Annotated in this window: 28 protein-coding genes and 2 tRNA genes; all 30 read right to left on the reverse strand. The window is 62.6% G+C overall.

What is annotated here, in order from left to right:
• Nucleotides 1-118 precede the first annotated feature (118 nt).
• The gene (gene rpoS / locus Q8R75_RS06490; protein ID WP_305615744.1) at nt 119-1,072 is read right to left on the reverse strand and encodes an RNA polymerase sigma factor RpoS; all 954 of its coding nucleotides are present in this window, start codon (nt 1,070-1,072) and stop codon (nt 119-121) included.
• Between the two features lie 3 nt (nt 1,073-1,075).
• The gene (locus Q8R75_RS06495) at nt 1,076-1,912 is read right to left on the reverse strand and encodes a peptidoglycan DD-metalloendopeptidase family protein (protein WP_305626276.1); all 837 of its coding nucleotides are present in this window, start codon (nt 1,910-1,912) and stop codon (nt 1,076-1,078) included.
• Nucleotides 1,913-2,070: 158 nt separating this feature from the next.
• Nucleotides 2,071-2,724 (reverse strand): protein-L-isoaspartate(D-aspartate) O-methyltransferase, encoded by a 654-nt coding sequence (locus tag Q8R75_RS06500; RefSeq protein ID WP_305613121.1) that lies wholly within the window; start codon nt 2,722-2,724, stop codon nt 2,071-2,073.
• Nucleotides 2,721-3,464, reverse strand: coding sequence for a 5'/3'-nucleotidase SurE (gene surE, locus Q8R75_RS06505; protein ID WP_305613122.1), 744 nt, complete (start codon nt 3,462-3,464; stop codon nt 2,721-2,723). Before surE ends, Q8R75_RS06500 begins: the two co-directional genes overlap by 4 nt.
• A gap of 84 nt (nt 3,465-3,548) precedes the next feature.
• Nucleotides 3,549-3,625 (reverse strand) — tRNA-Pro (locus Q8R75_RS06510).
• 71 nt (nt 3,626-3,696) lie between these two features.
• Nucleotides 3,697-4,065, reverse strand: a complete 369-nt coding sequence (locus Q8R75_RS06515; RefSeq protein WP_305613123.1) for a MerR family transcriptional regulator — start codon at nt 4,063-4,065, stop codon at nt 3,697-3,699.
• Nucleotides 4,049-4,357 (reverse strand): integration host factor subunit alpha, encoded by a 309-nt coding sequence (locus tag Q8R75_RS06520; RefSeq protein ID WP_305613124.1) that lies wholly within the window; start codon nt 4,355-4,357, stop codon nt 4,049-4,051. The genes Q8R75_RS06515 and Q8R75_RS06520 overlap by 17 nt, the downstream gene beginning before the upstream one ends.
• A 33-nt stretch (nt 4,358-4,390) precedes the next feature.
• Entirely contained in the window at nt 4,391-6,760 is a 2,370-nt protein-coding gene (gene pheT / locus Q8R75_RS06525; protein ID WP_305613125.1) for a phenylalanine--tRNA ligase subunit beta, read from the reverse strand.
• A 12-nt stretch (nt 6,761-6,772) separates the two neighbouring features.
• The gene (gene pheS, locus Q8R75_RS06530; RefSeq protein WP_305613126.1) at nt 6,773-7,804 is read right to left on the reverse strand and encodes a phenylalanine--tRNA ligase subunit alpha; all 1,032 of its coding nucleotides are present in this window, start codon (nt 7,802-7,804) and stop codon (nt 6,773-6,775) included.
• A 69-nt stretch (nt 7,805-7,873) separates the two neighbouring features.
• Complete coding sequence (gene rplT / locus Q8R75_RS06535; protein WP_069039916.1) at nt 7,874-8,230, reverse strand: 50S ribosomal protein L20; 357 nt, start codon at nt 8,228-8,230, stop codon at nt 7,874-7,876.
• 12 nt (nt 8,231-8,242) lie between these two features.
• Nucleotides 8,243-8,440: a 50S ribosomal protein L35 gene (gene rpmI, locus Q8R75_RS06540; RefSeq protein WP_008062636.1), complete on the reverse strand. Its 198-nt coding sequence runs from the start codon at nt 8,438-8,440 to the stop codon at nt 8,243-8,245.
• A 169-nt stretch (nt 8,441-8,609) separates the two neighbouring features.
• A complete protein-coding gene (gene infC / locus Q8R75_RS06545) occupies nt 8,610-9,191 on the reverse strand; it encodes a translation initiation factor IF-3 (protein ID WP_305613135.1) in 582 nt (193 codons plus the stop codon).
• The gene (gene thrS, locus Q8R75_RS06550; protein ID WP_305613127.1) at nt 9,160-11,082 is read right to left on the reverse strand and encodes a threonine--tRNA ligase; all 1,923 of its coding nucleotides are present in this window, start codon (nt 11,080-11,082) and stop codon (nt 9,160-9,162) included. The genes infC and thrS overlap by 32 nt, the downstream gene beginning before the upstream one ends.
• 207 nt (nt 11,083-11,289) lie before the next feature.
• A tRNA-Val gene (locus Q8R75_RS06555) sits at nt 11,290-11,366 on the reverse strand.
• 61 nt (nt 11,367-11,427) lie between these two features.
• Complete coding sequence (locus Q8R75_RS06560; RefSeq protein ID WP_305626519.1) at nt 11,428-12,219, reverse strand: 3'-5' exonuclease; 792 nt, start codon at nt 12,217-12,219, stop codon at nt 11,428-11,430.
• 22 nt (nt 12,220-12,241) lie between these two features.
• Nucleotides 12,242-12,652 carry a YdbL family protein gene (locus tag Q8R75_RS06565; RefSeq protein WP_305613129.1) on the reverse strand — a complete coding sequence of 137 codons (411 nt, stop codon included), beginning with the start codon at nt 12,650-12,652 and terminating at the stop codon, nt 12,242-12,244.
• Nucleotides 12,649-12,816: a hypothetical protein gene (locus Q8R75_RS06570; RefSeq protein WP_305613130.1), complete on the reverse strand. Its 168-nt coding sequence runs from the start codon at nt 12,814-12,816 to the stop codon at nt 12,649-12,651. Before Q8R75_RS06570 ends, Q8R75_RS06565 begins: the two co-directional genes overlap by 4 nt.
• 64 nt (nt 12,817-12,880) lie before the next feature.
• Nucleotides 12,881-14,866 (reverse strand): hypothetical protein, encoded by a 1,986-nt coding sequence (locus Q8R75_RS06575; protein ID WP_305613131.1) that lies wholly within the window; start codon nt 14,864-14,866, stop codon nt 12,881-12,883.
• Nucleotides 14,867-14,873: 7 nt separating this feature from the next.
• On the reverse strand, nt 14,874-15,776 hold the full coding sequence (gene cysM / locus Q8R75_RS06580) for a cysteine synthase CysM (RefSeq protein WP_305613132.1): 903 nt from the start codon (nt 15,774-15,776) through the stop codon (nt 14,874-14,876).
• Nucleotides 15,777-15,803: 27 nt separating this feature from the next.
• Nucleotides 15,804-16,433, reverse strand: coding sequence for a helix-hairpin-helix domain-containing protein (locus Q8R75_RS06585; protein WP_305613133.1), 630 nt, complete (start codon nt 16,431-16,433; stop codon nt 15,804-15,806).
• Nucleotides 16,434-16,483: 50 nt separating this feature from the next.
• Nucleotides 16,484-17,437, reverse strand: a complete 954-nt coding sequence (rfaE1, locus tag Q8R75_RS06590; protein WP_305626523.1) for a D-glycero-beta-D-manno-heptose-7-phosphate kinase — start codon at nt 17,435-17,437, stop codon at nt 16,484-16,486.
• Between the two features lie 9 nt (nt 17,438-17,446).
• On the reverse strand, nt 17,447-18,622 hold the full coding sequence (gene lapB / locus Q8R75_RS06595) for a lipopolysaccharide assembly protein LapB (protein ID WP_305613118.1): 1,176 nt from the start codon (nt 18,620-18,622) through the stop codon (nt 17,447-17,449).
• An 18-nt stretch (nt 18,623-18,640) separates the two neighbouring features.
• The gene (locus tag Q8R75_RS06600) at nt 18,641-18,871 is read right to left on the reverse strand and encodes a lipopolysaccharide assembly protein LapA domain-containing protein (RefSeq protein ID WP_305613116.1); all 231 of its coding nucleotides are present in this window, start codon (nt 18,869-18,871) and stop codon (nt 18,641-18,643) included.
• Nucleotides 18,872-18,883: 12 nt separating this feature from the next.
• Nucleotides 18,884-19,189: an integration host factor subunit beta gene (locus Q8R75_RS06605; RefSeq protein WP_305613115.1), complete on the reverse strand. Its 306-nt coding sequence runs from the start codon at nt 19,187-19,189 to the stop codon at nt 18,884-18,886.
• 95 nt (nt 19,190-19,284) lie between these two features.
• A complete protein-coding gene (gene rpsA, locus Q8R75_RS06610; RefSeq protein WP_305626489.1) occupies nt 19,285-21,003 on the reverse strand; it encodes a 30S ribosomal protein S1 in 1,719 nt (572 codons plus the stop codon).
• A 90-nt stretch (nt 21,004-21,093) separates the two neighbouring features.
• Nucleotides 21,094-21,792, reverse strand: a complete 699-nt coding sequence (gene cmk, locus Q8R75_RS06615; protein ID WP_305615204.1) for a (d)CMP kinase — start codon at nt 21,790-21,792, stop codon at nt 21,094-21,096.
• The gene (gene aroA, locus Q8R75_RS06620) at nt 21,789-23,087 is read right to left on the reverse strand and encodes a 3-phosphoshikimate 1-carboxyvinyltransferase (protein ID WP_305615206.1); all 1,299 of its coding nucleotides are present in this window, start codon (nt 23,085-23,087) and stop codon (nt 21,789-21,791) included. Before aroA ends, cmk begins: the two co-directional genes overlap by 4 nt.
• Before the next feature lie 52 nt (nt 23,088-23,139).
• Nucleotides 23,140-24,018 (reverse strand): prephenate dehydrogenase/arogenate dehydrogenase family protein, encoded by an 879-nt coding sequence (locus tag Q8R75_RS06625; RefSeq protein ID WP_305626492.1) that lies wholly within the window; start codon nt 24,016-24,018, stop codon nt 23,140-23,142.
• 8 nt (nt 24,019-24,026) lie between these two features.
• Nucleotides 24,027-25,124, reverse strand: a complete 1,098-nt coding sequence (gene hisC, locus Q8R75_RS06630) for a histidinol-phosphate transaminase (protein WP_305614360.1) — start codon at nt 25,122-25,124, stop codon at nt 24,027-24,029.
• A complete protein-coding gene (gene pheA, locus Q8R75_RS06635; RefSeq protein ID WP_305614361.1) occupies nt 25,121-26,236 on the reverse strand; it encodes a prephenate dehydratase in 1,116 nt (371 codons plus the stop codon). The genes hisC and pheA overlap by 4 nt, the downstream gene beginning before the upstream one ends.
• Nucleotides 26,237-26,239 lie beyond the last annotated feature (3 nt).

Consider the following 26,239-nt stretch of genomic DNA (forward strand, 5'->3'; position numbering starts at 1 on the left):
CGGGCCGGCTGTGCAAAGCCGGCTTCCCGAGTTCAGGGGTTTCGCAGCGCACTGCGCTGCGCCTGCCGAACGGGCCGGCTGTGCAGAACCCGCCACGGATAGACATTTGGAACGACCGCTACAACAGCACGTCGCGCGACACCCCCGCCCGGCGCAGGATCTTGCGCAGTTGCGCAAGTGCTTCAAGCTGGATCTGGCGCACCCGCTCGCGGGTCAAGCTGAGCTGATCGGCCAGCTCTTCCAGGGTTGCGATCTCGCGGTTGTTGATGCCGTAGCGATACTCGATCACCGTGCGTTGCTTGTCGTTGAGCTGGGCGATCCAGGCCTGCACCAGACTGCCGATTTCGGCGTTCTGGATCTGCTCTTCCGGTCCTGCCTGATTATCGTCGGCGAGGGACTCACCGATCGAAAGCGACGGATCGATGTCGAGCGGCGCATCGAGTGAAGCCGTGTGCTCGTTCAACGACAGAATGTGCCGCACGTCTTCGACCGGCTTGGCCAGCAAGGTTGCGATGTCTTCCGCACAGCAATCGCCGCCGCTGCGCGCCTCCAGATTGCGCATGGCACGCAGCACCTGGTTCAGTTCCTTCACCACATGCACCGGCAGCCGGATGGTACGCGACTGGTTCATGATCGCGCGCTCGATGTTCTGCCGTATCCACCAGGTGGCGTAGGTGGAGAAACGGAAACCGCGCTCCGGATCGAACTTTTCCAGCGCATGGATCAAGCCGAGATTGCCCTCTTCCACGAGGTCAAGCAGCGGCATGCCGCGGTTCAGATAGTGCTTTGCGATGTTCACGACCAGGCGCAGGTTGCGCTCGATCATGGTCTGGCGCGCTTCGAAGTCACCCTGGCGCACGCGGCGCGACAGGGCAAGTTCTTCCTCCGGCGTCAGCAGCGGGTTGGCACCGATCTCATTCAGATAGAGCTGGGTGGCATCGCCGAGAAATTCCGCCTCGGGCGCTTCGACCGGTTCGGCCGCGACCTCTGCGCCATCCAGTTCGCCCGCGACGGCATCGTCGTCGACGGGCTCGGCCGGTTCGGCGTCTTCGGGTTGCGAAAGATCGGACATGGATTATCTCGGTGGCAGATACTTCATCGGATCGACGGGCTTGCCCTGGCGCCTGATTTCGAAGTGCAGACGGGGCTTGCCGGCTTCGGTGTCGCTGTCGCCCAGCTCGGCGATACGCTGACCGCGCTTTACCGTGTCGCGTTCCTGAACCAGTATCTTGCTGTTGTGCGCGTAAGCGGACAAAAACGTGTTGTCGTGCTTGACGATGACCAGTTTGCCATAACCGCGCATGGCCTCGCCGGCATACACCACGCGACCGCCAGCCGCCGCCAGAACCGGGTCGCCGGTACGCCCTGCAACATCAACGCCCTTGTTGCTGCCTTCGCCGAAGCGTCCGATGATGCGGCCGCTCGCCGGCCAGCTCCACTCGACGCCGTCTTCCGTACGCACAGCGTCCGGCGGCGTCACGATGACCGGTGCGCTGGTCCCTGCAGCAGCAGCCGTTGCCGGCGGCGGCGCGGGCGTTGTGGCCGCGACGGCTGCACCGGGCGGCTGAGATGAAATCCCGGCCGAACGAATGCGGTCGAGCGTCGCTTCGGAGTACGGTTCAACGCCGCCGCGTGGCTCGCGCTTGAGCATCGCGTCCGCCACGGCGGGAGGGGGCGACTCGGTCACGGCCGGCGCGCTCGGAGCAGGCGTGTCAATGGGCCGCGATTCAACGCCCGGCGCGGCGATCGGGCGGGTTTCCATGCCCCCCTCCGGTGCGGCAACACGCAATTCCTGCCCGAGCTTGATCAGATTGGGGTTTTCGAGTCGATTCCAGATCACCAGATCGCGCCAGTCCTGACCATATTCGAGCGCGATGCTGAACAGCGTGTCGCCCTTGGCGACGACGTGCACAGCGGGACGTTGTGCAGCGGCTGCTGCAGCGGGAGGCGTGGCCGGTGCGGCAGTGGGCGACGTCCCCACCGGCGGACGGACTTCAACTGGCGCCGGCCGCGTGCCAGCGCATGACGCAAGCAACAGGCACAACACCGGGACTGCGAACAACGATCTATTCATTCAACCCCCGGCAACAGCGGCACGAAGCGCACCGCGTCCAGTTTCGATTCGACGTAGCGCTGCGGCTGTCTTTCGATCAGTCTCAGTGATTGGTCGGCAGTACCGACGGGAATCACGAGTCGCCCGCCTTCAGCCAGCTGATCGAGCAAGGCCTTGGGCACCGCCGCAGCAGCAGCAGCCACAATGATTGTATCGAACGGCGCCTCTGCAGCCAGACCGATCATGCCATCGGCGTGTTTCAGGCGAACGTTCGGCAGCCGCAAAGGACGCAGGTTGCGCTTGGCACGTTCCAGCAGCGGCGCAATGCGCTCGATGGCATACACATCACTCGCGAGCTTCGACAACACGGCTGCCTGATACCCACACCCGGCTCCGACTTCAAGCGTCTTGCCGAGAGGACGTCCGCCAGCGCGCAGAAGTTCAATCATGCGTGCGACGACAAAGGGCTGCGAAATGGTCTGCTGGAAGCCGAGCGGCAGCGCAGTATCCTCATAGGCGCGCGTACCGAGTGCCTCTTCGACGAACTGGTGACGCGGTATGGACTGCATTGCAGCCAGCACGCCTTCGTCGCGGATGCCCGAAACACGCAGTCGTTCAACCATCCGGGCACGCGCACGCGTAAGGCTCAGACTTGCGTCTGCGGCCGTCATGCGCCCAGCCAGTCGCGCACCTGCCCCATCTGGGCCATGTGGGTCAGGTCGATCTGCAGTGGCGTAATCGATGCGAATCCGTTGGCCGTGGCGTGGAAATCGGTCCCTTCACCGGCATCCTGAGCGGCGCCTGCGGCGCCGACCCAGTAGACAGTTTCGTTGCGCGGATTGGTGGTGCGTACCACAGGCTCGGCCTTGTGCCGCCGACCGAGACGCGTTACCTGCACACCTTTCAGCGTGTCGAACGACAAGTCCGGAACATTGACGTTTAGCAATACCGGCGTCGCGAAAGGCCGGTCGGTCAGACGGCGCACCAGATCGCAGGCGATGCGGGCCGCCGTGTCGTAATGCGCGCTGCCTTTGCGCGTCATCGACATTGCAATCGCCGGGACGCCGAGCAGGAATCCTTCGGTCGCTGCCGCAACGGTGCCCGAGTAGATCGTGTCGTCGCCCATGTTGGCGCCGTCATTGATACCCGATACGACGATGTCGGGCAGGTGGTCGAGCATGCCCGTCACGGCAAGATGAACACAGTCGGTCGGCGTGCCATTGACATAATGAAAACCGTTGCGCGCGCGGCGCAGAATCAGCGGGCGATCAAGTGTCAGGGAATTGCTGGCACCGCTGCGGTCAGCTTCAGGCGCCACAACGGTCACATCCCCAACCTCGCCGAGCGCCCGTGCGAGCGCCTCGAGGCCGGGAGCAAAGTAACCGTCGTCGTTGGACAACAGAATGCGCATGGGAAACGGAGGGCGAATGATGCGGAACGCTGTTGCAACCGATGTCGCAACGAATGGGCCACAACAGATTGAAGCAAGAAGAATTGGTCGGGGCGGTGGGATTCGAACTCACGACCCCTTGCACCCCATGCAAGTGCGCTACCAGGCTGCGCTACGCCCCGACTCAGCTCGAAATTATATCAGGGGCCGACCGGCTTGAACCGGCGGCCCCACAAAAATCGGCAACCGCGCATCACTCGAGCAGGTCGAGGATCTCCCGCAGTGCGGCACGCAACTCGGCTACATCGACGTCGTTTCCCGCTGCAGCCGGCGCTGTTCCGGCACGAGGATCGGAATCGTCGAGACGGTTACGCGCACCGCTGATGGTGAAGCCTTCTTCATAGAGCAGCTGACGGATGCGGCGCACCAGCAGTACTTCATGATGCTGATAATAGCGCCGGTTGCCGCGTCGCTTCACCGGCTTGAGCTGGGTGAATTCCTGCTCCCAGTAGCGCAGCACATGCGGCTTGACGCCGCACAGCTCGCTCACCTCACCGATCGTGAAGTAACGCTTGGCTGGAATCGCTGGCAGGACCAGCGGCTCCTTACTCGTCGTTTCCATCGTAATCGATGCCCTCGACGGCCGCCTTCAGCTTCTGGCTCGCGTGAAAAGTAACGACCCGCCGCGCGGTGATCGGTATCTCCTCGCCAGTTTTGGGATTGCGCCCCGGGCGCTGCGGCTTGTCACGCAACTGGAAGTTGCCGAAGCCCGAAAGCTTGACGCCGTCACCGTTTTCGAGCGCGTCACGGATCTCGTCGAAGAATGCTTCGACCATATCCTTCGCCTCGCGTTTGTTCAGCCCTACTTGTTCGAACAGCATTTCCGCCAGTTCGGCTTTGGTCAGTGTGGTCATGCGGCTTCCTCGTAACCCTGTCGCCCTGCCGCCTCAGGCGCGCAGCTTTGCACCGAACTCACGCTGTGCATACATCACCAGTTGATCAACGGTCGCATCGACTTCAGCGTCCGCCAAAGTACGTTGAGTATCTTGCATAACTATACGGAAAGCAAAGCTTTTTTCGTTATCTGATATGCCTTTACCCTGATATACGTCGAACAGGGCGATGTCCTGCACGATGGCCGGTGAAGCGCTGCGAAGCCCCTCCAGCACCTGCGAAAGCGGGGTCGAACGCGGCAGCAGCAGTGCCAGATCGCGGCGGACGGCAGGCTGTCTGGAAACGGTCTGGTATGCCGGCACGGCGCTGCCGAGCAATGGTTCAAGATCGCATTCGAATACCAGCGGGGCGCTTGCCAATTCGTAGCGCTGCACCAGTTCCGGATGCAGCTCACCGATGAATCCGAAGACGTGTCCGTTCAGGCTGATTGATGCCGAGCGCCCTGGATGAAGCGCCACATGACGCGCCGGCGCGAATGCTGCCTGATAAGGCAGCACCAGCGCCTCGACATCGCCCTTTACGTCGAAGAAATCGGTCGGACGCGCCGTTGCGCCCCACTGTTCCGCTTGCGCCGCCCCCCAGGCGAGCCCTGCGATGCGCAGTGTCTGTGCGAAGCCCGGGACCGGCACCGCCTGCGCTTCATGTGCAAAGCAGCGGCCGATTTCAAACACCCGCACGCGATCAAGTTGACGGCGACGGTTGGTCACCACGTTGTCGACCAGACCACCGATCAGCGTCGAGCGCATGACCGACATCTGGCTCGCAATCGGGTTGGCCAGCACGACCGGCGTGTCGTTGCCGGCAAAATCCTTTTCCCAGCGCCGTTCGACGAATGCGAAGTTGATCACTTCCTGATAGTCGCGGTCAGCCATCAGGTGACGCACGTTCGATGCGCTTCGACGCCCTTCGGACAGCTCCGGCATGGCCAGGCGGCCGATTGGCGGATGGGTCGGGATGTTGTCGTAGCCGTGCAGTCGTGCCAGTTCCTCTATCAGGTCTTCCTCGATGCGCAGATCGAAGCGCCAGCTCGGTGGCTGAACGATGAAATCGTTGCCATCGCGTGTGAAAGGAAGCGCCATGCGCTGAAGACAAGCCTCGATGGCGTCGTCACCAAACGGCAGGCCGAGTACACGGGACACGCGCAACGGGCGCAGACGGACCGGCTCGCGCAACGGCAGCGCAGTGATGCGGTCATCGACCGGGCCGGCTTCGCCGCCGCACAGTTCGAGAATGAACTGTGTGACGCGCTCGACACCGACTACGGTATCGGCAAAATCGACGCCACGCTCGAACCGGTGAGCGGCCTCGCTGGAGAACGCATAGCGACGGGCGCGACCCTGAATGGCGTCGGGTTGCCAGAACGCCGCCTCGACATAGACGTTGCGGGTATCGAGCGTGCATGCGGTCGATGCCCCGCCCATGATGCCAGCGAAGCTTTCGACGCCGGCTGTATCGGCAATGACGCCGCAATCCGGTGTCAGCGTGATGGTCTGCTCGTTCAGCAACACGAGTTGTTCGCCCTCGCGTGCCCAGCGTACGGTCAGGCCACCCTGCACACGATCGAGATCGAACACGTGATTCGGACGATTCAGTTCCAGCATGACGTAATTGGAAATGTCGACCAGAATGGATATGGAACGCATTCCGGCGCGTTCAAGCTGGCGCTTCATCCACTCGGGCGTGGCCGCGCCAGCGTTCACACCGCGGACGACGCGGCCCGAGAAACGGCCGCACAGATCCGGCGCCTCGATGCTGACGGGCAGCACCTCGGTCAGCGTGACGGGTGCGGCGACGACATCGGGCACGCACAACGGCGCGCCGGTAAGTGCCGACACTTCGCGCGCAATTCCCAACATGCCGAAACAGTCGGCACGGTTCGGTGTGAGCTTGATGACGAAAGCGTTGTCGTCAAGATCGAGGTAATGACGGATGTCTGCACCCACCGGCGCATCGGCGGGCAGTGCGAGCAGACCGCCATGATCTTCCGACAGACCAAGTTCGCGCGCAGAGCACAGCATGCCATTGCTTTCCACGCCGCGCAGCTTGGCCCGCTTGATTTCGATTCCCGGCAGACTGGCGCCAACCGTGGCGCACGGCACTTTCATGCCGGCAGCAACGTTGGGCGCACCGCACACGATCTGCAGCGGCTCACCACCGGCGTTGACGCAGCACACGCGCAGGCGGTCTGCGTCCGGATGAGGTGCCACGGTCAACACCTCCGCCACGACAACGCCGTGAAAGACCGCTGCTACCGGATCGAGCTCCTCGACTTCAAGACCCGCCATTGTCAGCAGGTGCGACAGCGCCTGCGTATCGATGGCCGGGTCAACGAACTCGCGCAGCCATTTTTCTGAAAATTTCATCGGGCAAAAACCTCAGCGGAACTGGCTCAGGAAACGCACATCGCCGTCATAGAACAGGCGCAGGTCATTGATGCCATAGCGCAGCATGGTCAGTCGGTCGGGCCCGAAGCCGAACGCAAAACCGGTATGACGTTCGGCGTCGATGCCACAATGTCGCAGCACATTCGGATGCACCATGCCGCAACCGGCGATTTCCAGCCAGCGACCGGCCAGCGGACCGCTCGGAAATGCAACATCGATTTCCGCTGACGGCTCGGTGAATGGAAAGAAGGACGGCCGGAAACGTACGTCGAGCCGATCGGCTTCGAAGAAGCGATGCAGAAAATCGCTCACCACGCCCTTCAGGTCGGCAAAGCTGACCGACTCACCGACCCACAGGCCTTCGACCTGATGGAACATCGGCGAGTGGGTGGCATCGGAATCGACGCGATAGACGCGACCGGGCGCAATGATGCGGATCTCCGGCATCGTTGCCGCGCCTGCATGACGCGCCACGTGGGCCTGCATGTAACGCACCTGTATCGGGCTGGTATGGGTGCGCAACATCACGTCGCAGGCGCCCTCCAGATAGAAGGTGTCATGCATGGAACGCGCAGGATGGTTTTCCGGCGTGTTCAGTGCGGTGAAATTGTGGAAGTCGGTTTCTATCTCTGGCCCGTCTGCCACATCGAAACCAATGCCGCGGAACAGGGCTTCGATACGTTCGAGCGTGCGGGTCACCGGATGCAGACCGCCCTTCGAATGGCCACGCCCGGGCAGGGTCACGTCGAGAGATTCTTCCGCCAGGCGCGCCTCGAGTGCCGCGTAGCGCAATGCCTCGCGGCGCGCTTCAAGGGCTGATTCGACCTTCTGCTTGGCGATGTTGATGGCCGCACCGATGGTCTTGCGGGCATCGGGGTCGAGCTTGCCGAGGCCTTTGAGCAGCTCGGTCAGGGTGCCGGACTTGCCGAGAAAACGCGCCTTGACCTGTTCCAGCGCCACGGCATCTGCCGCCGCAGAAAAATCAGTTTCCGCTTGTAAAACAAGCGCTTCCAGATCACTCATCGACTTGAATCCGAACAATATGGGGACAAAAAAAGGAGGCCAGGCCTCCTTTTTCTGCGTGCAACACGCTTAGCCGAGCTGGGCCTTTGCCTGATTCGCGATGGCGGCAAACGCAGCCTTGTCGAAGACTGCGAGGTCTGCAAGCACCTTGCGATCGACCTGGATCGACGCCTTGTTCAAGCCGTTGATCAGCTTCGAGTAGGTCAGCCCCACTTCACGGGCAGCAGCGTTGATACGCACGATCCACAGCGCGCGGAACTGACGCTTCTTCTGACGGCGGTCGCGGTAGGCGTACTGGCCCGCCTTCATCACCGCTTCCTTGGCGATGCGATAGACGCTATGGCGGCGGCCGCGGTAACCCTTGGCCTTATCAAGTACCTTCTTGTGACGGGCGCGTGCTGTTACACCACGTTTGACTCTTGGCATCTCGTGGGCTCCTTATGCGTAGGGCAGCATGTTGCGAACGCGTGCGTCATCCGTCGCATGCACCGCCGTCATACCGCGAAGCTGGCGCTTCGACTTGGTGGTCTTTTTCGTCAGGATGTGGCGCTTGAACGCCTGCGAACGCTTGATGCTGCCGCTCGCCCTGACCTTGAAGCGCTTCGCAGCGCCCTTCTTGGTCTTCATCTTGGGCATGACAAAACTCCATTTATGTCATCTTCACAGGTGACCGCGAACCTTTCGCAGCGCTTTCATACCCGTGAACACTTGTTGTGCCGCGACTCTTCAATCGCGGCGCCGCGAGGCAAAAGCCCGCGTATCGCCGGACTTCAAGTCCGGCAGATTCTTCTTCAGGCTGAGTGAATCAGACCTTCTTCTTGCTCGGAGCCAGCACCATGATCAACTGGCGGCCTTCGAGCTTCGGAAACTGCTCAACCACCGCAAGCGCTTCAAGATCGGCCTTCACACGTTCCAGCAGGCGGATACCGAACTCCTGGTGCGCCATTTCGCGGCCACGGAAACGAAGGGTAACCTTGGCCTTGTCGCCATCCTGAAGGAAACGCGACAGGTTACGCAGCTTGATCTGGTAGTCCCCTTCGTCCGTGCCCGGACGGAACTTCACTTCCTTGATCTGTATCTGCTTCTGCTTGGATTTCGCCTCGGCAGCGCGCTTCGCTTCCTGGTACTTGAACTTGCCGAAGTCCATCAGACGGCAGACCGGCGGCTTGGCGAGCGGGGCAATTTCGACCAGATCCACACCGGCTTCTTCTGCCAACGTCAACGCCTGACGGGCCGACATGATACCCAGTTGCTCACCCTCTTCGCCAACAAGACGTAATTCCGGGGCGTTGATCTCCGAATTGAGGCGCTGCGATTTTTGCTGACTGATGCTCGTACTCCCGAGGCGAAAAAAATCAGGCCGTGCGATCGATTCCCCGCGTAGCAATTTCATCAGCGAGACGCTGAATGAAGCCGCTCAGGGTCATCTGCCCGAGATCCGTATTTCCCCGGGCACGCACGGCCACCATTTTTGCCGCCTTTTCCTTGTCGCCCACGACGACTTGGTAGGGCAGCTTCTGCAGACTATGTTCGCGGATTTTATAGTTAATTTTCTCGCCGCGCAAATCGCATTCAACGCGCAGACCCGCAGCGCGCAAAGCATTCGTGACTTCCTGGGCGTAATCCGCCTGCGCCTCCGTGATCCCCATCACGACGACCTGGACCGGAGCCAGCCAGAGCGGAAAGTTGCCCGCATGGTTTTCGATAAGGATGCCGATGAAGCGCTCAAGCGAACCGAGCACCGCTCGATGCAGCATCACGGGCCGGTAACGGCCGTTGTCCTCGGCGACATACTCGGCGTCCAGCCGCTCCGGAAGCACGAAATCGAGCTGAAGAGTGCCGCACTGCCATGACCGCCCGATGGCGTCCTTGATGTGGTACTCGATCTTCGGGCCGTAAAAGGCGCCCTCGCCCGGCAGTTCTTCCCACTGCATGCCCGAGGCAGCGAGCGCTTCGCGCAGGCCTGCCTCGGCGCGATCCCACACATCGTCAGAGCCCGCGCGCTTGGCCGGACGAAGCGAAAGCTTCACCGCCAGATCATGAAAGCCGAAATCGCGATAGACGCGCAGCAGCAGTTCATTGAACGCAGTCACTTCCGATGTGATCTGCGCCTCGGTGCAGAAAATGTGCGCATCGTCCTGCACGAAGCCGCGTACCCGCATCAGGCCGTGCAGCGCGCCGGACGGCTCGTTGCGGTGGCAGGAACCGAACTCCGCCAGACGCAGCGGAAGGTCGCGGTAGGAATGAAGCGCTGCATTGAAGATCTGCACATGGCCGGGGCAGTTCATCGGCTTTACGGCGTAGTCGCGCTTTTCCGACTCGGTGGTGAACATGTTCTCGCGGTAGTTTTCCCAGTGGCCGGATTTCTCCCACAGCACGCGGTCCATCATGAGCGGCGTCTTCACCTCGCGATAGCCCGCTTCGTCGAGCACCTGACGCATGTACTGCTCGATCTGCTGCCACACGACCCAGCCCTTGGGGTGCCAGAACACCATGCCAGGCGCCTCTTCCTGCATGTGGAAAAGGTCAAGTTGCTTGCCCAGCCGTCGATGATCGCGCTTTTCCGCCTCCTCGAGCATGTTGAGGTAGGCGTCCTGCTCGTCCTTCTTCGCCCAGGCCGTGCCGTAAATGCGCTGGAGCATTTCGTTCTTTGCATCGCCGCGCCAATAGGCCCCGGCCACCTTCATCAGCTTGAACACCTTGAGTTTGCCGGTCGACGGCACGTGCGGACCACGGCACAGATCGACGAATTCGCCTTCGCGATACAGCGACACGTCCTGATCAGCGGGGATCGACGCGATGATTTCCGCCTTGTAATGCTCGCCGATCGATCTGAAGAATTCGACCGCCTTGTCGCGCTGCCACACTTCGCGCGACACCGGAATGTCCTTCTTCGACAATTCGGTCATGCGCTGCTCGATCGCAGCCAGATCGTCAGGCGTGAACGGGCGCTTGTACGAAAAGTCGTAATAGAAGCCGTTGTCGATCACCGGTCCGATGGTCACCTGGGCGTCCGGAAACAGCTCCTTGACCGCATAGGCCAGCAAGTGGGCCGTCGAATGGCGGATCATGTCCAGCCCGTCGGGATCGCGGTCGGTGACGATGGCCAGTTGCGCGTCGCCTGCAATCACGAAGGAGGTATCGACCAGCTTGCCATCGACACGGCCTGCAAGTGCTGCCTTGGCCAGACCAGCGCCGATGGACGCTGCAACGTCGCGCACGGTGACTGCAGCGTCAAAGCTGCGGACCGATCCATCCGGCAGGGTGATATTGACCATGGGCGTTGCTCCGGAAAACGGTAACGGGGATGTAACGAAAATTCAGGACGAAAAAAAAGTGCGGCCTGAGCCGCACTTTTCATTTGCACACGCTTGAACGAAGTCGTTCCGTGCGTCTTGATCTGCAGGCCTCAGACGGCGATAGATACCGGAGTGAAACGCGTTCGCGGTGTCATAACGCAACCTTTCAAAACCTGCAGCGAATGTTGGTAGGCGCGATTGGACTCGAACCAACGACCCCCACCATGTCAAGGTGGTGCTCTAACCAGCTGAGCTACGCGCCTAAAAGAGCGCGCAAGTATAGCCGGAATCCGGCGCGACTCAAGACAAATTTCGCACGGTGTTTCAGGGTGCCTGCCAGGCGGCCAGATACTCCTTCCAGTGCGCACCCGGCTGCGCCGCCAGCCATTCACGCACGAAGGCGATCTCGGCATCGTACTGCGCGCGGTCGAGCACGCCGCGCATCAACTGAAAGCGCTGGAACACGAGGAAGGTGTTGAGCACATCGGTTTCGCAGTAATCGCGGATCTGTGCAATCTCACCGCGCTGCCAGGCGCCCCAGACGGCCGAGCCGTCCATGCCGAGCTTGCCCGGGAAACCGATGAGCTTGGCGAGTTCGTCCAGCGGTGCATTGCCGCGGCCCTGATACAGCGCCAGTAGATCCATCAAGTCAAGGTGTCGCGAGTGGTAGCGGCTAATGTAATTGTTCCACTTGAACTCACGTGCATCCGGGCCGTCGCCCTCGCCCATTTCCCAGTAGCGCGGCGCGGTGACACCGTGTATCAACCCGCGGTAGTGCAGCACTGGAAGATCGAAGCCGGCGCCGTTCCACGACACGATCTGCGGCGTCAGCCGTTCGATGCCTTCGTAGAAGCGCTGGATGATCTGGCCTTCGCCATTCTCCGGCTCGGCCAGCGACCATACCTTGAGCGAACGCGCATCGCGAAGCGCGCACGATATGACGACGACGCGCTGCAGGTGCAGTGGCAGGAAATCGTGGCCGACGCTGGCCCGGCGCTGCTGGAAAGCGAACTCGGCTACTTCGGAGTCGGACAGCTCGTCCGGTAGTTGATGCAGCCGACGGATGCCGGCGATGTCCGGAATGCTTTCTATGTCGAATACGAGTACGGCGGCCATGTCTGTCCTGTGGGGATTGAAGTTACTTGCGCGACCATTGACCGCCGGACTGGACATACCAGCCACTCTGGGCGCGCCCGATCCAGCGCTGCGCGAAGGTAGAGCGGATGTCCGCCTCCCATTCGGGATGACCGTTGGCGCGCGCGATTTCGCGGTACAGCGCATCGCGGTCGCCATTTTCCTGCGCCACCAGACCCTGCACTGTCTGGCGCTGTGCCAGCGGCACGACATTGGCATCGCGCAACGCGATCCTGCCGTCGGCAGTGAGACCCAGCGCGCCGGATGCATAGTGCGGCGCGAGCTGCGCATGACGTGCCTGCATCGCATCGCGCAACTGGCTGATCGCGGGCGTGTTGATTTCCAGATTGCCCTGCGCCCAGACTGCGCCCGCGTACAACAGGCAAAGCAGAACAATGCGGTGCACTGTCTTCATGGTTGTTTCCCTTCCGGTGTCGCCGGGGTCTGGCTGCCGTTCTTCAGCTGCCAGACTTCGTCGATGATGCGATCAGCCGCCTTCTCCGCCGCAGCGGCGGGAAAGTAGATGTTGATGGTGACGCAGCCCGCGAGCAGGGCTGCTGCTGCCAGTGCGACGGTCATCTGCCCGCACTTGTGTGCTCTTCGCGTGAGCGCCGTGTGTGTATGCAACCTGTTCATATCCACCTCATTGAAGCACCGGTTTCGTTTCGGTCACGCGCGCCAGCCGTTCCAGCAACACTTGCCAGTCGACGCGCCGATTGTAGCCAACCACGCTGATTGCCGGCACACCGCCACCTTCGATCAAGACGAAGCCGCCGTTTCGGTCGCTCAGCCCATCCATCTCGCACACGCCATTGCGCAAGCGGCACGACACGCCGATGCGCCGATATCCGAAGCGTTCGAACACGCCAAGAAAGATGCGCTGGATCGCCGCAGTCGCCCCTGCTCCACCCAGTGCAGTGATGCTATCCACTGCGCTCTGGCTGATTGTCCGGGGATAGTCACCCTCGCTCGACAACACTCGTGCATCAAACGCCAATGGCACCCAGCGCGACAATTCGAGCCCCGTCACATCACCGTCGAGCCGACCGGTGATGCGGCCGAACTTGAAAGTTTCGGTCAGCGCATCCAAGTCGACATAACGCATCTGCAGGTCGGAAAGTACACGAGGAGTGGCCCCGAAAGGCTCGATCACCTGCAGACCGCTCGCTGCGATGTAGCCGCCGAACACCTGGATCAGCAGCTGGCCGTCCAGTGACAGCACGCCGTCGCGCCAGCGCACATGCGGCACGCTGGCGCCAACACTTCCTGCCATGCGCGGCCAGCCGAGCGCCTGCGTCAGTTCAGGCATCGATAGCGGTTCAAGATCGGCAGACAGATCTCCCGTCCATCGACCGTCCTCGCGATGAAAGCGCAGCAGATTCAGCTGCAGGCCGGCGTCGAGCAGCGGAATACGCACCGGCTGAACAGTGACGTGATCGGGTGCGACTTCGGCGTCGAGCACGAAGCGGCCGACCGGAACGCGGCCGAAGCGACCGTCACCCGCAGTAACGCGCATGCGCGTCGCTCCGTCACGCCGCCAGGGCAGGTTGGCTTCCAGTCGCTGCAGCGAGTATCGTCCAGCCGCGTCATTCACGTGCCCGTTGCGTACGGTCAGTGTCGCACTGTGCAGCCCGGCATTGTCGAGCCGGGCTGTGACATCCGCTTGCCCCTGCATGACGAATGCCGGCCAGCCCCTCGCGGCAAACAGCGGCTGGACAAAGCGTTCGTTCAGCACCTTCAGATCGAGTTCGACGCCCTGCACGCGCGCCGCGCGTAGCGAGGTACTTGCGCGATCCAGCGTGGCGTCGCCGGTCAGACGCCCGATACCGGCAAGTTCAAGCGCAAGCGACGTCAGATCGAGAGCAGACGGCGACAACCTGAAATCCGCCGACAGCACGCTGCCGCCGCCGGTCAAATAGATGCTGTCCCACAACAACTCGCCGCCGCGCCAGTCCATGACAAGGGTACCGCGCCAGTCAGGGCCGTCGCGCTGCACGTCGATATCGACGACCGCAGATAGCGAATCCGCCGCACGCAGTCCGTCTGCCGAGCCAAACCGTCCGTCCCTTGCGGTGAGCAACGCACGCAATCGTGGCGTCCGTTCGGCGCCTGTCATTGTCAATGTGGCGTCGACATCAACCTGGGCGCCCGGCACGTACGGCTTCAACGCCGGAAACGCGCCGACCAGGAATGCCAGCGGCACGCCGGATGACACCAACCGCATCTGCGGCGCATCGCCTGCCAGCGCACCTGTCACTGTGGCGGTGACTTCGGCGTCCAGCCGAACGTCGACGCGCAGCGCGCGTTGAGGTCCGCGAAGGGTGAACTCGATCGGCCACGGACCGTAACCGTCGGCGCTGAGCCGGCCACCCCTGCAGTGCACTTCAGGCAGCACCGCGAAGTCACCGCATTCAAGCTTGACATGCTGCAGCGCGCGCCCGGCCACAAGCGCGCGCGCCGCGGTGATGCGCGCGCGGCCACCGTCCAGACCGGCCGCAGCGATGCGCACATCGCTGAGCTCGACGGCCGGCGCCGACATTGACTCGAAGCGCAATTCAATGGCCGCCTGCGCCGATGAATGCGTACCGAGCAGAATCAGCGCGGCAACGCAGCGGCGCAGCGGCCGCAACAGTCTTTCAGGAAGGGAATACACCCGTTGACAGATAGCGGTCACCGCGGTCGCAAACGATGGTGACGATGGTCGCATTCTCGACTTCGGCCGCAATGCGCAAAGCGACGACCAGCGCACCGCCGGAACTGATGCCGGCGCAGATACCCTCCTCGGCGGCCAGACGGCGCGTCATGTTTTCGGCCGCAGCCTGACCAACATACTCCAGCCGGTCGACGCGCGCACCGTCGTAGATTTTCGGCAGATAAGCTTGCGGCCACTTGCGGATGCCCGGAATCTGCGCACCTTCCTCAGGCTGGCAGCCGACGATCTGGATATCCGGATTCTTCGACTTCAGGAAGGTCGAGGTGCCCATAATGGTGCCGGTGGTGCCCATGGAGCTGACGAAATGGGTGACCCGGCCATCGGTATCACGCCAGACTTCCGGGCCTGTGCCTTCGATGTGAGCGCGCGGATTGTCCGGATTGGCGAACTGGTCGAGGATGATGCCGCGACCTTCGTCACGCATCTTCTCCGCTACATCCCGCGCCAGTTCCATGCTGCCCGCCTTGCTCGTCAGCACCAGTTCGGCACCGTAGGCAGCCATGCTCTGGCGGCGTTCGATGCTCTGGTTCTCGGGCATGACCAGAATGATCCTGTAGCCGCGCATCGCTGCCACCATGGCCAGCGCGATGCCGGTGTTGCCACTGGTCGCCTCGATCAGCGTGTCACCCGGCTTGATGTCGCCGCGCTCTTCGGCGCGGCGGATCATCGACAGCGCCGGTCTGTCCTTGACCGAGCCGGCTGGATTATTGCCTTCCAGCTTGCCGAGGATCACGTTGCCGCGACGCTCGTTGTCCGCGCCCGGAATGCGCTGTAGCCGAACCAGCGGTGTGTTGCCGACAAAATCTTCGAGTGTGTTGTAGTCCATGGCTGCCTTGAAGTCAGTAGGTTCGATTCAGCGTGAGCCAGCCGGTTTGGGGGGTGCGCCTGCCGGCTTGGGCGGAGCGGCGGACCCAGCGGCCGCTGAATCTGCCGATGGCTGGGCGGGAGGACTGCCCGCGGGTCTCGGCGGCACGCCGGCCGGTCGTGCCGGCGGAGCAGGCGGCGTACCCGCAGTACCTCCCGCCGGACGCGGCGGTGGCGATGCTGCAGATCGCGCTGGCGGTGCTGCAGCGGGTGTCTGGATTTCTGGAAGTGAGGCGCGGCGGCGCATCACCACGATGCCGATCACCGCGACGACGCCGATCAACGCGACGACCCACCAGGGAAAGCCATCGGAGGTCGGAGAGGCAGAGGGCGCGCTTGCGGTCGTTCCAGAGGTTGACGCACCGGCTACGGCACTGACGGTGAGCAGCGGCTTGAGTTCGGCGAAGGTCTTGTCGCCGATGCCCTTCACGTTGCGCAGGTCATCCACCGAGGCAAACGGCCCGTTCTTCGCGCGGTGCTCGATGATCGCCTGGGCGCGGCTAGGACCGACGCCGGGCAATGCATCGAGGTCCGCTTCGGTGGCGGTATTCAGATCGAGCGCGGCAAGCACCCACGGGGCTGCGAGGCAAAGCAGCAGACAACAGATCAGGCGACGCATGGCGCAAACTCCACAGGCAGATGGAAGACGGACGTCGCGCGACCGTCGGATCAGGTGTGACGCAGATCGGCCGCCAGTTCGTCAAGCGAGCATACCGCAGTGCCGAGCTTCGCAACGACGATGCCCGCCGCACGGTTCGATAGCCGCATCGCGTCGGTCATTGAACTGCCTGCCGCCAGCATGACGGCCATCGCGGCAATCACCGTGTCGCCGGCGCCACTCACGTCATACACCTCGCGTGCCAGCGCGGGCTCGTGAATGACACCGCGCGCGTCGTACAGGCTCATGCCGGCATCCGAGCGGGTCAGCAGCAACGCCCCGAGATCCAGTTCGTCGCGCAGCGTGCGCGCGCGGCGCGCGAGGTCGTCATCGTCCGTCCAGCGCCCGACGACCTCGCGCAACTCGTTGCGATTCGGCTTCAGCAGCGTGGCTCCGGCGTAGCGCGAATAGTCGTCGCCCTTGGGATCGACCAACACGCGTTTGCCGGCGGCCCGGGCAATATCCATCATGTCGCGGATGTTCGACAGCGCGCCCTTGCCGTAATCGGAAAGGATCACCAGGTCCGCGTCGCTCACCCTTCGGGCAAACTCATCAAGCTTGGCGCGCAGAACTTCATGCGTCGGCACGTTCTCGAAATCGATGCGCAGCAGTTGCTGCTGGCGGCCGATCACACGGAGCTTGATGGTGGTCGATAGCGCGGCGTCCTCGTGAAGGCTGGCGTCGATGCCCGCCGCCCGCATCTGGGCACGCAGCGTGCGGCCGGCGTCGTCGGCGCCGACCACCGACAACAGGCTGACGTGCGCACCAAGTGCGGCGCAGTTGCGCGCGACATTGGCCGCCCCACCCGGCCGCTCCTCGATCCGGTCGATCTTTACCACCGGCACTGGCGCCTCAGGCGAGATGCGCTGCACGTCGCCGAACCAGTAGCGGTCCAGCATCACATCGCCGACGACGAGGATGCGGACGCGCGAGGTGTCGGGCAACGACAAGTAAGATGACGGCAAGCTCATCGATCAGGGCGTGAGGTCGAATTCTTCGGTGCGTTTGGGCGGATAGGTTTCCCAGCCGCCACAGGCTGGACAGCGCCAGTGGAACTGGCGCGCCTTGAAGCCGCAGGTATCGCAACGGTAACGCGCCACGCGGCGCGTGTGCGCATGGATGATGCCCTTCATCAGATCGGAATCGGTGCGCGACTCCGGCGGCAGCGTCTGCATCTGTGCTTCAAGCAGCTTGTCGAGCCCGAGCAGTGTCGGATTGCGGCGCAGTTCGTCGCGCACCAGCGCGAGTGCACCGGCCGGTCCTTCGGTGTCGAGCTCTTCCTTGAACACCACGTCGAGCAGATCCAGCGACGTGTGGCGTTCGAGATAGCTCTTCAGCAACGTGATGCCCTGACGTTCGCGCCCGAGCTTGCGATAGGCGTCGGCCAGACGGCCAGCGACCAGGGCAAGGTAGACAGGATTCTGCTGTTCGACCCGCTGCCACTGCTCAATCGCAAGTTCCCATTGCTGCTCGGCAGCGTGCAGGTCGCCCATCAAAACCAGCGCACGCACACACTTGCGATGCGTGGCCAGCGCATCCTCGAGCAGCGGCCGGGCATCCCCGAAACGCGACTGCGCCAGCGCGTGGGTCGCAAGCTCGCACAGGAACTGGGCGATGTCCTTCTGGGCGCGATGAGATTCGTCCGGCGGCAAGGCGCGTGCAATCTCGATTGCTTTCGCCCACTCCTTCTCCTGCTGGTAGATGTCGAGCAGGTGATGCAGGGCTGCCATGTCGAGCGCCGTGTTGCGCAGACCGACGAACACCTCCTCGGCACGGTCAAGCAGACCGGCCTTCAGATAGTCCTGACCCAGTTCGAGTCGGGCATTCAGGCGCAACTCCGGCTTGATGTCCTCTCGCTTCACCAGCGCCTGATGAATCTGGATGGCACGGTCTGTCTCGCCACGGCGTCGGAACAGATTGCCCAGTGCGAACTGCAGTTCGGTGGTTTGCGGATCACTGCGGGTCGCCTCGATGAAGGACTCGATGGCACGATCCGGTTGTTCATTCAGCAGGAAGTTCAGACCGGCGAAGTAAGAGCGCGGCAGCACTCTTGATTCGCTGACCAGATGGCGAATATCGATGCGCGCCGCCAGCCAGCCGAGTCCGAAGAAGAGCGGCAGCACGAGCAGCCACCAAAGTTCGATTTCCATATTCCGTGGTTAGCCGACTCAGTCAGCCGAAGAGGGAGTCGGACTCGACGGCTTGCGCGCGTGCGCCCAGCCGGCAAACGCACCGAGCAGCACTCCAAGCACGAACAATGCGAGCAGAAGGACCGACAGTTCGATGCGCCACTCGTGGCCGAAGAACCACCGAACGGTGACCGGATCGCTGTTGCGCGCAGCAAGGCCAAGCAGCAGCAGGAAGACAACAATGCGCAGCAGCCAGTTGAGGATGGCCATGGGCGGGTGAAATCAGGATACGGGAATTGCGGCAGCCAGAGCCTGATCGACCCGTTCGCGCAGTTCCTTGCCCGCCTTGAAATGCGGCACCCGTTTCTCGGGTACCAGCACCTTTTCGCCGGACTTCGGATTGCGCCCCACGCGCGGCGGCCGGTGATTCAGCGAAAAACTGCCGAAACCACGGATTTCGATGCGGTCGCCACGTGCCAGTGCGGCCGTCATTTCATCGAGAATCATCTTGACTGCATAGTCGGCATCTTTCGCCACCAGTTGCGGGAAGCGGGAAGCCAGCCGGGTGATCAATTCGGATTTTGTCATGACAGATCGATTGAGCAGGTGCACGGAACCGGATGATGACAAGACAACGCCGCCCGCAGGCGGCGCTGTCACCAAGCCTCAATCGCAAACTGCGATCAGGAGGGGTTCTTCAGCTTCGCCTTGAGCAATGCACCCAGATTGGTGGTGCCGCTGCTGGCCGACGAACCTTCGGACTGGATTTTGTGGATCGCGTCGTTCTGGTCCGCCTGATCCTTAGCACGCACGGACAGCGTGATCGAACGGGTCTTGCGGTCGAGATTGACGATCATCGTTTCGATTTCGTCGCCGACGTTCAGCACCGTGGTCAGGTCATCAACGCGGTCACGCGAAGCTTCCGACGCACGCAGATAACCTTCAACATCGTCATTGAGCGCAATGATCGCGCCCTTGGCATCGACCGACTTCACGTTGCCGCGTACGACGCTGTTCTTGTCGTGGGTGGCGATGAAGTTGGTGAAGGGATCCCCATCCATCTGCTTGACGCCGAGCGAAATACGCTCGCGCTCGACATCGATCGACAGCACGAGGGCTTCAACTTCGTCGCCCTTTTTGTAATTGCGGACGGCTTCTTCGCCGGTCAGCGACCACGAAAGGTCGGACAGATGCACCAGACCGTCGATCGCGCCGGTCAGACCAATGAACACACCAAAGTCGGTAATCGACTTGATCTGACCGCGGACCTTGTCGCCCTTCTTGTGGTTCATCGAGAAGTCTTCCCACGGATTCGCCTGGCACTGCTTCATGCCCAGCGAAATACGGCGACGGTCTTCGTCGATCTCGAGAATCATCACTTCGACTTCGTCGCCCAGCTGGACAACCTTGGTCGGATGGATGTTCTTGTTGGTCCAGTCCATTTCGGACACGTGAACCAGGCCTTCAATGCCCTGTTCGATTTCGACGAATGCGCCGTAGTCGGTGAGGTTGGTCACCTTGCCGAACAGGCGGGTGCCTTGCGGGTAGCGACGCGAAATGCCCACCCACGGATCTTCGCCCAATTGCTTGAGGCCCAGCGACACACGGTTCTTTTCTGCGTCGAACTTGAGCACCTTCGCTTCGACCTCATCACCGACCGCCAGCACTTCCGACGGATGACGTACACGGCGCCAGGCCAGATCGGTGATGTGCAGCAGGCCGTCGATACCACCGAGGTCGACGAATGCGCCGTAGTCGGTGATGTTCTTGACGATACCCTTGACGATCGTGCCTTCCTTCAGGTTTTCGAGCAGCTTTTCGCGCTCTTCGCCTGCGGTCAGTTCGAGCACTGCGCGACGCGAAACAACCACGTTGTTGCGCTTGCGGTCGAGCTTGATGACCTTGAATTCGAATTCCTTGTTTTCGTACGGTGCGGTGTCCTTGACCGGACGCAGATCGACCAGCGAACCCGGCAGGAAAGCGCGGATGCCGTTGGTCATGACGGTCAGGCCGCCCTTGACCTTGCCCGACACGAGTCCCTTGACGATGGTGCCGTCGCCGAGTGCCTTCTCAAGTTCGTTCCACGCAGCGATACGCTTCGCCTTGTCACGCGACAGCCGGGTTTCACCGTAACCGTCTTCGAGCATTTCGATCGCGACGCTGACGTAATCGCCGGGCGCAACCGTGAGCTCGCCGCGATCGGTGCGGAATTCTTCGATCGCGATATAGCTTTCCGACTTCAGGCCGGCATTCACGACAACGAAATTGTTGTCGACGCGCATCACTTCGGCGGTAATGACCTCACCGGCGCGCATTTCCTGGCGCTGGAGGCTTTCCTCGAACAACGCGGCAAAACTTTCCATGGAATCCATGGATTCGGACGACTGGGCAACTTGGGACATTGGCAAAAAGCCGCTTGCGCGGCAACGGGTTAGGGGTGAACACAACAGCCTGCGAACATTCGGAGGCTGCACTTCCGGAACAACGGCGCATCAGATATCAGTTCGATGCACCGGCTGCCCTGCTTTCACTTGCTCCCACGCGTCAAGAATCATCCTGACGGCGGCATCTGCGGACATTGAACTCGTGTCTAGCGGAATCGCGTCGGCCACGCGTACCAGCGGCGCGTTGGCTCGTTTGCTGTCCCGTTCGTCGCGTTCACGCAAATCCTGAGAAAGACTCTCGAGGTTAGCAGAAACACCTTTTTCGATCAACTGCTTATACCGTCTCTGCGCTCTGACCTCGACGCTGGCGGTGAGGAACACCTTCAGCGCCGCATCGGGGAACACCACGGAGGCCATGTCACGACCGTCGGCCACCAGCCCGGGCAGCTGGCGGAAGGCGCGCTGTCGTTCCAGCAGGGCGTGCCGTACGCCCTGATGCACTGCAACCTTCGACGCACCGACCGATGCGTCCTCGCTGCGCATCGCGTCTGACACCTCCTCGCCGGCAAGCCAGGTCGCATTGTCGGCGAAGCGCACGTCGAGCGAGGTGGCAATGGCTTCCAGCGCCGCTGCGTTGTCCAGGGACGCGCCGCCGCGCAGTGCAGCCACAGCGGTCAACCGGTAAAGCGCGCCGCTATCGAGCAGGTGAAAGCCCAGCGCCGCCGCGACACGTGCTGCGACCGTACCCTTGCCCGATGCGGACGGACCGTCGATCGCGATGACCGGTGCCCGGGCGTCGCCGCTCATCGCGCCACCTCTGCCCAGCGAGTGAAGTAGTCGGGGAAGGTCTTTGCGACGCAGCCGGGGTCCATGATGCGCAACGGCACGCCGCCCAGCGTGGCCAGCGAGAAACACATGGCCATGCGGTGATCGTCATAGGTATCGATCGATGCACCGGAAATGAACGCCGTGGGCGGGGTAATCGCCAGATAGTCGGCGCCCTCCTCCACCGTGGCGCCAACCTTGCGCAGCTCGATCGCCATCGCAGCGATGCGATCGGTTTCCTTGACCCGCCAGCTGGCGATGTTGCGCAACCGGCTCGGGCCGTCGGCGAACAGCGCGCAGATGGCCAGCGTCATCGCCGCATCCGGAATGTGGTTCAGATCGAGATCGAAGGCACGCAGGCGCCCGCTTGCGGGGGCGGATGCCTCCATCCAGTTGGGCCCCATTCGGATCAATGCGCCCAGCTGTTCGAGCGCCTGGGCGAACGCGACATCGCCCTGAACCGAGTCGCGGCCCACGCCTTCGACCCGAACCGGGCCGCCGCCGATCGCGCCGGCCGCGAGGAAGTAGGACGCAGAAGACGCATCGCCCTCGACGAAGCATTCGCCGGGTGACACATACTCCGCTACAGCCGGCAGACTGATGGATGACCAGCCATCGCGGCTGGCGTCGACGCCGAACTGGCGCATCAGGGCCAGCGTGATGTCTACATAGGGCTTGGAAATCAGTTCGCCATCGATGTCGATGCGCACGGCACGCCGGGTCAGCGGCAGCGCCATCAACAACCCGGTCAGGAACTGGCTCGACACGTCACCGCGCACGCTGACTGCCGCGACATCCCGTAACCGCGCCGGATGAATGCGCAGCGGCGGAAAGCCGGTCTGGCCCTCGTAATCGATCTGCGCGCCGACCTGGCGCAGCGCATCCACCAGATCACCGATAGGTCGTTCATGCATGCGCGGCACGCCGTGCAGGCGGTATTCCCCGCCCATCAGCGCCAGCACCGCGGTCAGCGGGCGAAACGCCGTGCCGGCGTTGCCGAGAAACAAGTCCGCCTCGCGTACCGTGAATTGCCCGCCGGTGCCGCGCACGCGATAGTCGTTGCCGCCAGCGTGCTGCCAGTCCACTGCAAGACTGCGCAGCGCGTCGAGCATGCGGTCTACGTCGTCGGAAGACAGCAGGTCGTGCAGCAACGTATCACCCTGCGCGAGTGCGGCCAGCAGCAGCACGCGGTTCGAAATGCTCTTCGAGCCCGGCAGGCGCAGCGTGCCGCGGGCAGTCAAGGCGGGGGGAAGATCGAGAAATTCGGTTTTCGTCATGTCGGGAAGGTACCGCCGGCACCGTGTAATGAGGATGGGCCCGGCCGTCGGATCAGCTCTGGCGCTGCGCCCAGGCAACGCGGGCTTCTCGGGCGATTCCGAGCAGCTTTTCGATGCCGGCCGAGTCGCCCTGTTCGATCAGCGTGCGATAGCGTGCGAGTTCTTCTTCGTAGGCCGTCAGTTCGGCAAGCAACGCGTCGCGATTGGCGAAGAAAATGTCGCGCCACATTTCCGGGTGGCTGGCTGCGATGCGGGTGAAATCGCGAAAGCCGCCGCCGGCGAGGCTGAATATCTCGTCTGCGTTCGAGCGCGCAGCCAGTTCCGACACCAGCGCGAACGACAGCAGATGCGGCAGGTGACTGACCGACGCCAGCCATCGGTCATGGTGTTCGGGCGAAGTGGTCGACACCTGGGCACCGCACACTTGCCAGGCCTTGCGGACGAGATCAATCGCGGCATGGTCGTTTTCGACCAGCGGCGTCAGTACGACCCGACGCTTGTTGTACAACTCGGCGCGCGCCGCCTGCGGGCCGCTCTTCTCGGCGCCAGCGATCGGATGGCCGGGCACGAACTGCCCGATGCGGGAGCCGAATCGGGCGCGCGCCACCGCAACGACATCGGTCTTGGTGCTGCCGGCGTCGGTGACCACGGTATCAAGTGACAGATGCGGCATCAGGTGCGACATCACGACATCCATCTGGCCCACCGGCATCGCGAGCAACACCAGATCGACGCCCTGCAGTGCGATCCGCCAGTCTGTCTCGACGCGGTCGACGAGGCCGAGCGACAGCGCGTCCTGCATGCTTTCTGCGGTGCGGCCGATGCCGACCACCTCGCCAACCTGCTTCGCCTGCTTCAACGCCGCGGCAAATGAGCCGCCGATCAGACCGACGCCGCACACCAGCAGGCGTCCCACGAGAGGCTTCGTCACGACGCTGGTCACGTCCGCGCCCTTGTCACGGCATCGATGAAGCGCGCGTTCTCCGACTCAAGGCCGATCGACACACGCAGCCATTCCGGCATTGCGTAGCCGGCGATAGGACGCACGATGACTCCCTGTTCGAGCAGTCGGCGGTTGATGGTCGGCGCATCGCCTGCGCGAAATGCGATGAAGTTGGCGTAGGAGCGGATGTACTCGATGCCCTGCGCGTCGAAGAATGCTTCCATCTGGCGCAATCCCGCTGCGTTGGCCGCAGCCGATGCACGCACGAAGTCCTGATCGGCGAGCGCAGCCGCTGCTGCAGCCAGACCTATGTTCGACACATTGAACGGCTGCCGCACTCGATTGAGCAGATCGATCACCGGCGGCTGACCGATGCCGTAACCGACGCGCAGCCCCCCCAGTCCGTACGCCTTCGAAAAGGTGCGCGACACCAGCAGGTTCGGGTAGCGCACAAGCCAGCGCGCACTGTCGTACGCGAGCTGTTCCGGCAGGTATTCGCTGTATGCCTCGTCGAGCACGACCAGCACATCGGCCGGCACCGAAGCGACGAAACGCTCGAGCGCCACAGCTTCGACGAATGTGCCGGTCGGGTTGTTCGGATTGGCGATGAACACGACACGCGTGTCGTCACGTATGGCGTCTCGCATCGCGTCGAGATCGCAGCCGAAAATGCGAGCAGGCACCTCGATGCCGAAAGCGCCTGCGGCGAGCGTCGCCAGCGGATAGACCGCGAAAGCGTGCTTCGAATACACCGCACTGCTCCCCGGACCCAACAGTGCGCGCGCCACCATTTCGAGCACGTCGTTCGAGCCATTGCCCAGCACGATCTGATCGATCCTGATGTCGTGATGACGCATCACGGCCTGCTTCAGCTCGAAGCCGTTGCCGTCGGGGTAGCGCGGTATTTCGTCGATCGCGGCCAGCGCAGCAGCACGCGCATGCGGGCTCATGCCCAGCGGGTTCTCGTTGGAGGCGAGCTTGACGATGGAGGACTCTTCCAGCCTCATTTCGCGGGCCAGTTCGGAAATCGGCTTGCCCGGCTGATAGGGCGAAATCGAACGGATATGCGCCGCTGCGCGGTCGAACACACTCATGAACTGCTCACCGAAACCGGGTAGGAACCGAGCACCTTCAGCGACCCTGCTTCGCCACGGATGCGGGCGACTGCCTTGCTGACGGCCGGCTCGCTCAGATGCCCTTCGATATCAACATAGAAAACGTACTGCCAGCCACCACTGCCGAAGCCGCGTACCGGACGCGACTGCAACTTCGTCATGCTGACGCCTTCGTCGGCCAGTGGCTGCAGCAAACGCACCACGGAGCCGGACCGGTTCTGCACCGTGAAGATGAGCGAGGTTTTGTCGCGGCCCGACGGCCCGGCGTCGTGCTCACCAAGCACCAGAAACCGGGTGGTGTTTGCCGGGTCATCCTCAATGTTGGCGGCAAGGATGTGCAGGTCGTAAGCACGCGCCGCTGCCTCGCCGGCAATCGCCGCTGCGCGTTCTTCCTCGGCTGCTCGACGCGCCGCTTCGGCATTGCTGGCCACCGCCACTGCCGGCACGCCGGGCAGGTTGCGATTGAGCCATTCGTGACACTGCGCAAGCGATTGCGAATGCGAGTAGACGCAGCGCACCTGATTCAGTGGCGTGTCGCGACTCATCAGGTTCTGTTCGACGCGCAACATGACTTCTCCGCACACCATCTGCGTCGTACTGAGCAGCATGTCCAGTGTTCGTCCGACCGCGCCCTCGGTCGAATTCTCGACCGGAACGACGCCATACGCCGCATTACCGGCTTCCACGGCGCGGAACACATCGTCAATCGTGGCCAGTGGCAGCAGCGCCGGCGCCGAACCAAAATGCCGGCGCGCCGCGCTTTCGGAAAAGGTACCGGCCGGGCCGAGGAAGGCGACAGTAAGCGGCTGCTCCAGCGCAAGACAGTGCGACATGATTTCGCGGAACACCGTCTTGACCGCATGGCCGGGCAGCGGACCCGGATTGTTCTCCTCGAGCCGGCGTAGCACCTGTGCTTCGCGTTCCGGTCGGTAGATGTTGCCCTGCTTGATCTCGCCGATGCGGTGCGCAACACGCGCCCGCTCGGAAATGAGCTGCAGCACGCGCTGATCGATGTCGTCGATCGCATCACGCAGCTTCAGCAATTCTTCAAGCTCGGAAGTGGATGTCGGGGAAGTCGGATCGGATGCCATCGT

It is taken from the genome of Methyloversatilis sp., from assembly GCF_030696805.1.
Taxonomy (GTDB): Bacteria; Pseudomonadota; Gammaproteobacteria; order Burkholderiales; family Rhodocyclaceae; genus Methyloversatilis.

Bases quoted from the DNA above. Each gene is read 5' to 3' on its own strand.
- rplT (WP_069039916.1), bottom strand. From the start codon at position 8,230: ATGCCAAGAGTCAAACGTGGTGTAACAGCACGCGCCCGTCACAAGAAG.
- surE (WP_305613122.1), bottom strand. From the start codon at position 3,464: ATGCGCATTCTGTTGTCCAACGACGACGGTTACTTTGCTCCCGGCCTC.
- rpmI (WP_008062636.1), bottom strand. From the start codon at position 8,440: ATGCCCAAGATGAAGACCAAGAAGGGCGCTGCGAAGCGCTTCAAGGTC.
- Q8R75_RS06500 (WP_305613121.1), bottom strand. From the start codon at position 2,724: ATGACGGCCGCAGACGCAAGTCTGAGCCTTACGCGTGCGCGTGCCCGG.
- pheA (WP_305614361.1), bottom strand. From the start codon at position 26,236: ATGGCATCCGATCCGACTTCCCCGACATCCACTTCCGAGCTTGAAGAA.
- cysM (WP_305613132.1), bottom strand. From the start codon at position 15,776: ATGGACTACAACACACTCGAAGATTTTGTCGGCAACACACCGCTGGTT.
- Q8R75_RS06605 (WP_305613115.1), bottom strand. From the start codon at position 19,189: ATGACAAAATCCGAATTGATCACCCGGCTGGCTTCCCGCTTCCCGCAA.
- Q8R75_RS06515 (WP_305613123.1), bottom strand. From the start codon at position 4,065: ATGGAAACGACGAGTAAGGAGCCGCTGGTCCTGCCAGCGATTCCAGCC.
- lapB (WP_305613118.1), bottom strand. From the start codon at position 18,622: ATGGAAATCGAACTTTGGTGGCTGCTCGTGCTGCCGCTCTTCTTCGGA.
- cmk (WP_305615204.1), bottom strand. From the start codon at position 21,792: ATGAGCGGCGACGCCCGGGCACCGGTCATCGCGATCGACGGTCCGTCC.
- hisC (WP_305614360.1), bottom strand. From the start codon at position 25,124: ATGAGTGTGTTCGACCGCGCAGCGGCGCATATCCGTTCGATTTCGCCC.
- Q8R75_RS06565 (WP_305613129.1), bottom strand. From the start codon at position 12,652: ATGAAGACAGTGCACCGCATTGTTCTGCTTTGCCTGTTGTACGCGGGC.
- rpsA (WP_305626489.1), bottom strand. From the start codon at position 21,003: ATGTCCCAAGTTGCCCAGTCGTCCGAATCCATGGATTCCATGGAAAGT.
- Q8R75_RS06600 (WP_305613116.1), bottom strand. From the start codon at position 18,871: ATGGCCATCCTCAACTGGCTGCTGCGCATTGTTGTCTTCCTGCTGCTG.
- aroA (WP_305615206.1), bottom strand. From the start codon at position 23,087: ATGACGAAAACCGAATTTCTCGATCTTCCCCCCGCCTTGACTGCCCGC.
- pheT (WP_305613125.1), bottom strand. From the start codon at position 6,760: ATGAAATTTTCAGAAAAATGGCTGCGCGAGTTCGTTGACCCGGCCATC.
- pheS (WP_305613126.1), bottom strand. From the start codon at position 7,804: ATGAGTGATCTGGAAGCGCTTGTTTTACAAGCGGAAACTGATTTTTCT.
- Q8R75_RS06520 (WP_305613124.1), bottom strand. From the start codon at position 4,357: ATGACCACACTGACCAAAGCCGAACTGGCGGAAATGCTGTTCGAACAA.
- thrS (WP_305613127.1), bottom strand. From the start codon at position 11,082: ATGGTCAATATCACCCTGCCGGATGGATCGGTCCGCAGCTTTGACGCT.
- Q8R75_RS06560 (WP_305626519.1), bottom strand. From the start codon at position 12,219: ATGGCCGCCGTACTCGTATTCGACATAGAAAGCATTCCGGACATCGCC.
- Q8R75_RS06585 (WP_305613133.1), bottom strand. From the start codon at position 16,433: ATGCGTCGCCTGATCTGTTGTCTGCTGCTTTGCCTCGCAGCCCCGTGG.
- Q8R75_RS06570 (WP_305613130.1), bottom strand. From the start codon at position 12,816: ATGACCGTCGCACTGGCAGCAGCAGCCCTGCTCGCGGGCTGCGTCACC.
- rpoS (WP_305615744.1), bottom strand. From the start codon at position 1,072: ATGTCCGATCTTTCGCAACCCGAAGACGCCGAACCGGCCGAGCCCGTC.